The sequence below is a fragment of the Sphaerimonospora cavernae genome (assembly GCF_042435035.1).
GTDB classification, from domain to species: domain Bacteria; phylum Actinomycetota; class Actinomycetes; order Streptosporangiales; family Streptosporangiaceae; genus Sphaerimonospora; species Sphaerimonospora cavernae.
Genome location: NZ_JBHMQT010000053.1, coordinates 1 through 10550 on the forward strand (window position 1 = coordinate 1; position 10550 = coordinate 10550).

Genomic DNA, 10550 nt, shown 5'->3' on the forward strand with positions numbered 1-10550 from the left:
ACTCCCGCGCGGGCCTTCACCCCCGGCGTGAACGCCGGAGCACTGGCCCGCATTCCGGTAGAGCAGGGCCTACCGGGAGCGGTTGTAGAGCCGCTCCCAGTCCATGATGACCACGGCCTTGGCCTCGATGCGCAGCCAACCGCGCTGGGCGAAGTCGGCCAGCGCCTTGTTGACGGTCTCCCGGGAGGCTCCGACGAGCTGGGCGAGCTCCTCCTGGGTCAGATCGTGATGGACGCGGATGCCGTCGTCGGTCTTCTGCCCGAAGCGGTCGGCCAGGTCGAGCAGCTGTTTGGCGACCCGGCCGGGCACGTCGGTGAAGACCAGGTCGGCCAGCACGTCGTTGGTACGGCGCAGCCGCTGCGCCAGGGCCCGCAGCAGGTGAAGGGCGACCTCGGGGCGGCCCGTCAGCCAGGGTCGGAGGTCGTCGTGGCCGAGCCCGGCCAGGCGGACGTCGGTCAGCGCGATCGCGGAAGCCGTACGGGGGCGGGGGTCGAACAGCGACAACTCCCCGAACATCTCTCCGGGGCCGAGGACGCTCAGCAGGTTCTCGCGGCCGTCGGGCGCGGCCCGCGAGAGCTTGATCTTGCCTTCGAGCACCACATAGAGCCGGTCGCCCGTCTCGTTCTCGCTGAACAGCGTGCGCCCCTTGGGCAGTTCGACGATGGTGACGCTCGTTCGCAGCGCGGCGGCGCCCTCTCGGTCGAGCGCGGAGAACAGGGGCGCCTTGCTCAAGACTTCTTCGGTGCTCACGGTGCCTCCCTTGCTTGCCATTGTGGACCCCTGCCCACCGCGTAGGCTTACGGGGTGCCCCGTAAAGTCCCTCCGGCGGGTGAGTCCCGGCTCGCGCTCGTACGCCGCGCTCGGCGGATCAACAGAATTCTGGCCGAAACTTACCCTGACGCCCATTGCGAGCTCGACTTCGGTTCCCCTCTCGAGTTGCTGGTCGCCACGATCCTCTCGGCGCAGTGTACGGACAAACGGGTAAATATGGTTACTCCGGTACTTTTCGCCAAGTATCGGATGGCGGGTGACTACGCCGCCGCCGACCGTGAGGAGCTGGAAGGGATCATCAAGACGACCGGCTTCTACCGGGCGAAGGCGAACAGCATCATCGGCATGGCCCAGGCCCTGTGTGAGCGGCACGGCGGCGAGGTCCCCGGCAAGCTCGCCGACCTGGTCGACCTCCCCGGCGTCGGCCGCAAGACCGCCAACGTGGTGCTCGGCAACGCGTTCGGCGTCCCCGGCATCACCGTGGACACCCACTTCCAGCGCCTGGCGCGCAGATTCGGCTGGACCGCCGAGACCGATCCCGTGAAGATCGAGCACGAGATCGGCGGCCTCGTCCCCAAGTCCGAGTGGACGATGCTCTCCCACCGGCTCATCTGGCACGGCCGGCGGATCTGCCATGCCCGCAGGCCGGCCTGCGGCGCGTGCCCGGTCGCGACGCTGTGCCCCTCGTACGGCACGGGCCCCACCGATCCCGCCGAGGCGGCCAAGCTCGTCAAGCCGGGACCGTTCTCCTGACACCACCGGCCGGCACGCGTTCGGAGTGTGACTGGCGTAACCTGCGTGGGACGGTTGCATCGGAGGTGGTCGTGGCTCCCGGGTGGTTGACGGACCTCGCGGCGAAGGCCGGGTACGCGCCGGTGCCGAAGGCGATGCGGCCGCCGGCGAACGGCGAGGGCAGGCGCGCCGCGGTGCTCCTGCTGTTCGGGGAGGGGCCGCAGGGTCCTGACATCCTGCTCATCCAGCGCAGCTCCAGGGGGCGCGTACACGCCGGCCAGCCGGCGTTTCCCGGCGGCGGCGTGGACCCAGAGGACGGCGGGCCGATCGCGGCGGCGCTCCGGGAGGCCCAGGAGGAGACCGGGCTCGAGCCCGACGGCGTTCAGGTCATCGGCACCATGCCCGAGCTCTACCTGTGGCGCAGCGACAACCGGGTGACGCCGGTGCTCGGGTGGTGGCACACGCCCAGCGCGGTGCATGCCGCCTCCCCGGACGAGGTCGAGTCCGTGGAGCGCGTCCCCGTCGCCGAGCTGGTCGACCCGGCCAACCGGCTGCGGCTGCGCCACCCCGCAGGGGTCATGCCCTCCGTGGCCTTCCGGGTGCGCGGCATGCTCGTGTGGGGCTTCACCGCCGGGGTGCTCGACGGCGTGCTGGCCGCCACCGGGTTCGAACAGCCCTGGGACCGGTCACGGGTCGAGGATCTGCCCCCCGATGTCGTCGCACTCGCCTCCCGGGACCGTACCCGAGGCTGAACCGCCTCCGCCCAGAGCCAGGCCCAGCGACGCCCAGTCGGCCACGTCCTCGTCCGGGTCGCCGGTGAGCCGGTGCAGCGCCGCCATGCCCGCCGGGTCGGGAGGGTCGCCCATCACATGGGGCAGGGCGTAGGCCGCGCCGTACCGGACGGTGGGATGGACGTTCTCGGACAGCTCGATCACCGAGGGCAGCGCGCGCCGGTCGCGCAGGTGCCCGAAAGCGAGCAGCACCGAATAGAGCACGCGGGGGTCGGTCTCGCTCGCCGCGAGGTGGCGCAGGACGGGCAGTGTGCGATCGGTGAACGGCCGGTCCCGGCCGAGCTCCCCGAGGATGTCGGCCCCGAGCACCCGTTCGGCGGTCGCCCCGCTCGCGCACAACCGCCTGGCCAGAGTGAACGTCTCCAGATCACCGCGTTCCTGCAACGCCGTGATCGCCCGCCATCTGACCGGCCCGTCCGGGTCCGTGTCCGAAAGCGCGATCCGGACCAGTTCGTCGACTCGCCCGTCGATATCGGCGGCGGGATCGCTCGGCCTTCCCTCGACTCCGTGCTGTCGCCCCTCCGATTCCCCCATGACGTCACGATATCGATGAGACCTTGCCGACGCCCGCACGATGTGCAGCGTGGCTGGCTACCGTTGAGATGTGCACGGCGATCTCCTGGACCTCATACTGATCGGCCTGGTGCTGGCCTTCGCTGTATCCGGATACCGGCAGGGCTTCATCATCGGGGCCTTCAGCTTCGTGGGCTTTCTCGGCGGCGCGCTTCTGGGGATGTTCCTCGCGCCACCCGTCGTCGGGGCGATCGTCAGCGGTGTGCTCGAACGGGCGCTGCTGGCCATCGTGATCGTTTTCCTGGCGGCGACGGTCGGGCACTTCGCGTTCTCCACGATCGGCGTGGTGGTGCGCAGCCACGTGACGTGGGAGCCCGCCAAGATGGTCGACGCGTTCGGTGGCTCGGTGGCCGGCGGACTGTCGGTCCTGGCCGTTGCCTGGCTGCTCGGGTCGCTGCTCGTGTCGCTGAGCATCGAGGTGGTGAAAGACCAGGTCAGCCGCTCGGTGGTGTGGCAGACGGTGGACGACGCCATCCCGAACAACGTCCGATCCTGGCAGAAACCGTTCCGGGACTTCGTCAAGGCCTCCGATTGGCCCCAGGTCATCACGGCCATCGACGGGCGCAACGTCGCGCCACCCGACCAGGGTGTGCTCCGGGGCAGTCCGGGGCTGACCAGGGCCAGACACGCGATCGTCAAGATTCAGGGCACGGCTCCGAGCTGCGGCAAGCGCATCGAGGGCACCGGCTTCGTCTACGCCCGGCATCGGGTCATGACCAATGCCCATGTCGTCGCGGGAGTCACCGACGGGCTCAGGGTCACCGACTCCACCGGCTCGCAGCATGAGGCGAAGGTCGTGCTCTACAACCCGGACCGGGACATCGCCGTCCTGCTCGTCTCCGACCTGCAGGCCGGGCCGCTGCGGTTCGACTATTCGGCGGAACGGGGCGACAACTCGATCATCGCCGGTTATCCGAAGGGGCACGGTTTCACCCCGGCGGCCGCGCGGATCCGGGTCAAGCAGCGGGCGGAGTCGTTCAACATCTACAACGACCGCAAGGTGAACCGGGAGGTCTACGCGATCCGCGGCGACGTCCAGCCGGGCAACTCCGGCGGCCCGCTGCTCAGCCCGGACGGCAAGGTGTACGGAGTGATCTTCGCGGCCGCGATCGACAAGAAGGAGACGGGCTTCGCCCTGACCGCCGAGGAGGTCCTGCCCGACGCAGAGGACGGCACCGCCGCCACCGGCAGGGTGAGCACCCAGGAGTGCGACTGAAACTTCCGTCGCCCCCCATTCCCCATCCCCGTGATCCCCCCTCAATCCCCGTGATCTTGCGAATTCTCGCACAACACCCGGCTGACCTGCGTAAATCACTCCCGTGATCTTGCGGTTGCTTGCAGGCGGGCCACTTGACCTGCGGCTATATCTGTCGTGACCTTGCAGTTGGGGGTGTAGTACAAGATCACGAATACTGTTTTCGCTGGTCAGCAGATAGGCTTGCGAGAAACTGCAAGATCACGGAGCGGGAAATGCCTGCTCAGGGAACGAATCTGCGAGTATTCGCAAGATCACGCCCAAGGTGGGGGTGAACGCGGAGTGGTCGCGGGGTGTTCCTGGTTCAGGTGGTCAGTCCGGCTGGCCGGGGCGGGCGCTCTCGGTGTCCTGGAGATGGTCGAGAATCACGTTGATCGCCGTCGATGCGTCGATGCCGCCTGAATCGAGCTCCGTGATGACCCCGTCGGCCGCCAGTTCCAGCGCGCGCAGGTCCAGCCCGTACGGCCTGCGGGAGCCGCACCCGCCCAGTCGGGCGGATCCGCGGAGCAGGAGCGCCGCGGCCCCGGACAGGTTGCCGCGCTGCACGTGCGTGAGCCCGACACAGATCTGGGCCAGGCCCTGCCAGAGCTCCCGCTCCTCCGCGGGGCCGGTCTTCCAGCGTGCCTCCAGGACCTCGTGCGCGTGGAACGGCCGCTCGGCGGCGAGCAGCCTCCGGGCCTCCTCGATCGCCTGCCGGGCGCCGGGGGAGTAATCATCGGGGACGCGCGGCACTCCTTCCACGCCCCGGGGAAGCGGCCTGCCGTACTCGTCCCTAGGACGGGAGTTCCGGGGCCGGCCCGCTTCATCACGGTCACGCATATGGTTTCTCCGCACTGCAGGGTCACGCCACGATCACGCTGTGGTCACACCACGGGGTCGCGGCACTTCAGGGCACATTTCTACAAGATTCCACAAGATCACGCCGGAGGTTCGTTCTGGCGAGCCAGGTGGGAGACCATGCCCGATCGCTTACACGATATGGATGAAGTCAAAACGTGAAACCGGGCGGCGACGGTCCAATGGGGCGCGGCGGTTACTTGGAGTCACTGGTCGGGTCCCGGATCGGCGAGCCAGGCGATCAGGTCGGCGTCGAACCGGTCGGGTCGCTCCTCGTGCGGGAAGTGGCCGGCTCCCTCGATCAGCCGCCATTGGTACGGCGCGGCCACATAACGGCTGGAGCCCTGGGCCGTACGCGGCAGGAGACACCGGTCGAGCGCGCCGTGCAGTTGCAGCGTGGGCGCCTCGATCTCGGTGCGCATCCGCCGCGCGTAGCGGAAGCCGTCCGGCCGGAACTGGGAACGCGCGAACCAGCGGTAGTACTCCAGGGCACAGTGCGCCACCCCCGGGATTCGCAGTGCCTCCTGATAGGTGCGCGTGGCCTCGTCCGACGGCCACTCCGGTCCCGCCCACCGGCGGATGAGACGGCCGACGCGGGCGCCTCCCTTGGCAGTTAGCCGCCGCTCAGGCAGCAGGGGGAGCTGGAATCCCAAGGCGTACCGGCTGGCTTTGAGCTGGCCGAAGGGCTCACCGAACAGCGCAGCGCGCAGGCGCAGCGGATGCGGCGCGGACACCGGTACGAGCCGCCGCACCACCTTCGGATCATGCACGCTCATCGTCCAGGCCAGCAGCCCGCCCCAGTCGTGGCCGACCACGATGGCGCCCGTCTCGCCGAGGGCGCGGACGAGACCGGTCGCGTCCACGGCCAGGGTCGGCAGATCGTACCCGCGCGGCGGCTTGTCGCTGGCGCCGTACCCGCGCAGGTCCGCGGCGACGGCCCGATAGCCCGCCGCGGGCAGCGAGACCAGTTGGTGGCGCCAGGTCCACCAGAACTGGGGAAAACCGTGCAGCAGCAGCACCAGCGGTCCCTTGCCCGCCTCCACGACATGGAAGCGCGTGCCCCCGGCGTGCACCTCCCGATGGGTCCAGGGTCCGTCGACCCGGACCAGGGACTCGTCAGGAGGCATCGGACGATGGCTCCCCACCGGGCGCGCCCGCGGGATCTCGGGGCCCGCTCGCGGGCACCCGCTGCGCGTCCACGGGTTCCCGGTGCGCGCCCACCTGCCCCGCGGTCGGTCCCGTGTACGGCTCGCGCGCCGGCTTGGCGGGCGTGGCGGACGACGGCTCGGCCTCGACCTCCGTCGCCGGAGCCTCAGCCTCAGCCCCGCCCGCGAGGTTGCGCAGGCTTCGGGCCGTGCGGCGCATGCCGGACAGGCCCTTAAGCCGCCGGTACGCGACGAAGACCAGCAGCGCCGCCATGAGGAGGTAGAACACGGTGACGATGGCGAACGCCAGCCACTGCGCCAGTCCGATCGCGACGAGGCCGTACGCGATCGCGAACGAGGCAAGGATCAGGCACAGATGCCCGATGAAGGCGGCGGCGCCGAACAGGCCGGCGGCGGTGCCGACCCGCTTCGCGTCGAACTTGAGCTCGGCCTTGGCCAGCTCGATCTCGGAGCGTACGAGGGTCGAGATCTGATGGCTCGCCTGGGCGACCAGCGCGCCGAGCGATTCGTCCTCGGGCATCGGTGACCTCCTATCAGCGCCTATCAAACATCATGTCGTGCCTACCCGGAGAACGCGCACCCGGACGGCGCGTATCTGGACGGCGCGTATCTGGACACGTGGACGGAAAGCGGGGCCCCCGGCGTCCGCCGAAGGCCCCGCGTCCCGGTGGTGTCTCAGTCCTCGCTCTTGGCGGCCGGCATCTTCTCGGAGATCAGCTTCATCACCGAGTCGTCGGTCAGCGTGGTGACGTCGCCCAGCGAGCGGTTCTCCGCCACGTCACGCAGCAGGCGGCGCATGATCTTGCCCGAGCGGGTCTTGGGCAGCTCGGGTACGACCATGATCTGGCGCGGCTTGGCGATCGGGCCGAGCGTCTTGGCGACATGGTTGCGCAGATCGGTGGCGATGTCGGCGCTCTCCTCCACGCTCCCGCGCAGGATCACGAACGCCACGATGGCCTGCCCGGTGACCGGGTCGGTCGCACCCACGACCGCGGCCTCGGCCACCTTGGGGTGGCTGACGAGCGCGCTTTCGACCTCGGTGGTCGAGATGTTGTGGCCGGAGACCAGCATCACGTCATCGACTCGGCCCAGCAGCCACAGGTCGCCGTCCTCGTCGCGCTTGGCGCCGTCGCCCGGGAAGTACATCCCGTCGAACCTGGACCAGTAGGTGTCGATGTAGCGCTGGTCGTCGCCCCAGATCGTGCGGAGCATGGCCGGCCAGGGCTCGCGGACCACGAGGAAGCCGCCGCCGCCGTTGGGGACCGAGTTGCCCTGGTCGTCGACGACGTCGGCGCTGATGCCGGGGAGCGGCCGCATCGCGGCGCCCGGCTTGGCCGCGGTGACCCCGGGCATCGGGCTGATCATGATGGCGCCCGTCTCGGTCTGCCACCAGGTGTCGACCACCGGGCAGCGGCTGCCGCCGATGTTCTCGCGGTACCAGACGTACGCCTCGGGGTTGATGGGCTCGCCGACCGAGCCGAGCACCCGGAGGGACGACATGTCGAACTTCGCACGGATGTCGTCGCCCCACTTCATGAACGTCCGGATCGCCGTCGGGGCGGTGTAGAGGATCGTGACCTTGTACTTCTGCACGATCTCCCAGAACCGGCCCTTGTGCGGGGTGTCGGGAGTGCCCTCGTAGATCACACTTGTCGCGCCGTTGGCGAGCGGGCCGTACACGATGTAGGAGTGCCCGGTCACCCAGCCGATGTCGGCCGTGCACCAGTAGACGTCGGTCTCCGGCTTGAGGTCGAAGACCGCGTGGTGCGTCCAGGCGGTCTGGGCGAGGTAGCCGCCGGTGGTGTGCAGGATGCCCTTGGGCCGTCCGGTCGTGCCGCTCGTGTAGAGGATGTAGAGCGGGTCCTCGGCGCCGTGCGGCGCCGGCTCGTGCTCGGCGGACTGGCGGTCGACGATGTCGTGCCACCAGATGTCCCGGTCGTTCACCGCGATGTCCTGACCGGTCCTGCGGACGACGACGACGTGCTCGACGCCCGGGCACTCCTCCAGCGCCTCGTCCACGGTCGGCTTGAGCGCGCTGGGCTTGCCGCGCCGGTAGCCCCCGTCGGCCGTGATGACGACCTTGGCGTCGGCGTCGTGGATGCGGCTCTTCAGCGCGGCGGAGGAGAACCCGCCGAACACCACGGAGTGGATCGCACCGATGCGCGCGCAGGCGAGCAGCGTGATCGGCAGCTCGGGGATCATCGGGAGGTAGACGGCGACCCGGTCGCCCTTGCGCACGCCCAGTTCCTCGAGAGCGTTCGCCGCCCTGGAGACCTCCTTCTGGAGGTCCGCGTACGTGATCGTACGGCTGTCGCCCTCGGGCTCGCCTTCCCAGTAGTAGGCGACCCGGTCGCCCAGCCCGGCCTCGACGTGACGGTCGACGCAGTTGTACGCGACGTTCAGTTCGCCGCCCACGAACCACTTGGCGAAGGGGGCGTTCCACTCGAGCGTGGTGTCCCAGCGCCGGGCCCAGGTCAACCGGTCCGCGGTGCTCTCCCAGAAGGCGAGGCTGTCCCGGTCGGCCTCCTCGAAGGTCGCCGCCGTGACGTTCGCGGACGCCGCCAGGTCTGCCGGGGGCTCGAACCGCCGCGTCTCGCTCATCAGGTTCGACAAGGTCTGCTGGGATTCCTGGCCGGGGGTCTCGGTGGCCACTCCGTGCTCCTTACCGCTTCTCATGGGTTGTCATCCGTTCGGCCGCCTCGGCCAAGCTGGGGTATGTAGTTTCCCACTTCACCAGGCCAGGGGCGTCAAGTACAAGTAAGCGGGCGCCTCCCATCGCGATCAGTGCAACTGGTGCTATGTGGTGGAACATAGTGACATTTGGTGATGAAGAGCAGGCCAGGCCCCCTCCTGTGCGCTCAACGGCCGGACCTCCTCGCCGAACGACTTTCTACCGGTAGGTATGGTCGTTGCCTGTGAACGACCCGCTGGCTGTCATAGCCGAGCTGCCTGGAGTGCCCGAGGCCGTACAGCAGGCCCGTGAGGCGGCCGACCGCCTCTACCGGCACCGTGCGCTGCGGAGGCGAAGCCCCGAGGTGTCGGCGGAGTCGGCCCTGCGGGGGGCCAGGGCCTCCGCGGCGCTCGAAGGCGTCGACGTGCCGCTGGAGGCGCTGCGGCTCGGCGAGGCGGCCGATCCGGTGTCCCAGGGCGCGCTGCGGGTGTCCGCCGAGCTGGGGCGGCTCGGCGGGACGTGGCGGTCGGCGCCCCGTCAGATCCTGGCCAGGTTGCACACCCTCGCCGCGGCGGGCCTGATGGCCGACCCCGGCCGCCCGAGGAACGAGCCGACCTTCGCCGACCCGCTCGGGCTCGGCCCCGCCCCCGCTCCGGAGGAGACCGCGATACGGATGTCCGCGCTGGCCGGGCTGCTGTCGGGCACGACGAAGGCTCCGGCTCTCGTCCTGTCCGCGGTCGCTCACGCCGAGCTCGTCGTGCTGCGGCCGTTCGGGGTCGCGGACGGGCTCGTCGCACGGGGGGCCGGTCGCCTGACGTTGGTGGAGCACGGGCTCGACCCCAAGTCGCTCATCGCGGTGGAGGTGGGCCATCTCGAGCTCGGTGACGCGTACGCGGAGGGACTGCGGGCCTATCTCAAGGGAACGGCCGACGGCGTGGGCGCGTGGGTCAGGCACTGCGCCGAAGCGGTGGTCGCCGGCGCCCGTGAGACGACCGCCATCTGCGAGGCCCTGTCGCGGTGAGGCAGGCTCACAAAAAGTGGACGGCGTCCCTGAGCGGAACGCCGTCCTCAGCACGTCCTCCCGGGTTACCAAGCGTGCACCTCTGATTTGCCGGATCGGGTCAAGCCCGTCTCGGCACGCCTCCCGCGGCTGGTCGCGCGTGGGTACCCGGTGAGTCGTACGCGGACTCGTGAGTCCGTAATCCCTTTCTACGTCCGTTTCCTCGAGTTGGAAAGCCCTCGGACCAAGACCATTACCGAAGTGATCGGACTTCCCGAAATGTCGGTTTTATCCCGCTAACGACCTGGTTAAGGGGAGTTGATGACGGCAAATAGGACATGACCGATATGCTGGATCTCCGTCACCAGGAGTTCCAGCTTCCTCTCCGTTCACTGTGACTCTCCGTCGACAGATGGTCTGACTCGGGGCAAAAAACTTGCTCAGATTTTGCTGGATACTCGACTAACTCCACGTGTGTCAGGCAACATACGGTGTGTCCCTGCTTCCGGGAGATTGTGCATGGGCCACAGATGATCGGGCCCTTGTCACGCTTGACCTGCTCTTGAAGCTTCTTCCGGTAAGGGCCGGCTCTACCCCCCCAGAGCCGGGCCAGTCGGCGACCCCCGCTCTCCCCCCCGGCGGGGGTCGCCCCTTTTTCAGCGTTCCCGGCGTTCCCGGCCCCCTTCCCGGCGTTCCCGGCCTCGGAATGAAGCCCCCTCATCCCCGTGCACTCCGCCCTGTCCGTAATTCCCCG

The 10550-nt window shown here is 69.2% G+C and carries 10 protein-coding genes; 4 read left to right on the plus strand and 6 right to left on the minus strand.

Going from position 1 to position 10550, the window contains the following annotated elements:
- Positions 1-69: 69 nt before the first annotated feature.
- Positions 70-750, minus strand: coding sequence for a Crp/Fnr family transcriptional regulator (locus ACFHYQ_RS23130; protein WP_394303230.1), 681 nt, complete (start codon positions 748-750; stop codon positions 70-72).
- A 54-nt stretch (positions 751-804) separates the two neighbouring features.
- Here ACFHYQ_RS23130 and nth point away from each other — a divergent pair, with 54 nt between their 5' ends.
- Both nth and ACFHYQ_RS23140 read left to right on the plus strand, forming a co-directional pair.
- Positions 805-1524: an endonuclease III gene (gene nth / locus ACFHYQ_RS23135; RefSeq protein ID WP_394303231.1), complete on the plus strand. Its 720-nt coding sequence runs from the start codon at positions 805-807 to the stop codon at positions 1522-1524.
- Between the two features lie 71 nt (positions 1525-1595).
- The gene (locus ACFHYQ_RS23140) at positions 1596-2255 is read left to right on the plus strand and encodes an NUDIX hydrolase (RefSeq protein WP_394303232.1); all 660 of its coding nucleotides are present in this window, start codon (positions 1596-1598) and stop codon (positions 2253-2255) included.
- Here ACFHYQ_RS23140 and ACFHYQ_RS23145 read toward each other — a convergent pair.
- Positions 2190-2828 (minus strand): HEAT repeat domain-containing protein, encoded by a 639-nt coding sequence (locus ACFHYQ_RS23145; protein ID WP_394303233.1) that lies wholly within the window; start codon positions 2826-2828, stop codon positions 2190-2192. The two genes, ACFHYQ_RS23140 and ACFHYQ_RS23145, sit on opposite strands and share 66 nt — an antisense overlap.
- Before the next feature lie 70 nt (positions 2829-2898).
- Between ACFHYQ_RS23145 and ACFHYQ_RS23150 the strand changes: the two genes are divergently transcribed.
- Positions 2899-4083: a MarP family serine protease gene (locus ACFHYQ_RS23150; RefSeq protein WP_394303234.1), complete on the plus strand. Its 1185-nt coding sequence runs from the start codon at positions 2899-2901 to the stop codon at positions 4081-4083.
- A 351-nt stretch (positions 4084-4434) separates the two neighbouring features.
- Here the strand turns inward: ACFHYQ_RS23150 and ACFHYQ_RS23155 are convergent, their stop codons facing one another.
- The 4 genes from ACFHYQ_RS23155 to acs form a co-directional block, all read right to left on the minus strand.
- A complete protein-coding gene (locus tag ACFHYQ_RS23155) occupies positions 4435-4941 on the minus strand; it encodes a DUF309 domain-containing protein (RefSeq protein WP_394303235.1) in 507 nt (168 codons plus the stop codon).
- 224 nt (positions 4942-5165) lie between these two features.
- Positions 5166-6086 carry an alpha/beta fold hydrolase gene (locus ACFHYQ_RS23160; protein ID WP_394303236.1) on the minus strand — a complete coding sequence of 307 codons (921 nt, stop codon included), beginning with the start codon at positions 6084-6086 and terminating at the stop codon, positions 5166-5168.
- Positions 6076-6645 (minus strand): phage holin family protein, encoded by a 570-nt coding sequence (locus ACFHYQ_RS23165; protein WP_394303237.1) that lies wholly within the window; start codon positions 6643-6645, stop codon positions 6076-6078. The genes ACFHYQ_RS23160 and ACFHYQ_RS23165 overlap by 11 nt, the downstream gene beginning before the upstream one ends.
- A 155-nt stretch (positions 6646-6800) precedes the next feature.
- Entirely contained in the window at positions 6801-8801 is a 2001-nt protein-coding gene (gene acs / locus ACFHYQ_RS23170; protein WP_394303238.1) for an acetate--CoA ligase, read from the minus strand.
- A 239-nt stretch (positions 8802-9040) separates the two neighbouring features.
- On the opposite strand from acs, the gene ACFHYQ_RS23175 reads away from it, so the two are divergent.
- Entirely contained in the window at positions 9041-9817 is a 777-nt protein-coding gene (locus ACFHYQ_RS23175; protein ID WP_394303239.1) for a Fic family protein, read from the plus strand.
- The last annotated feature ends 733 nt before the right edge of the window (positions 9818-10550 follow it).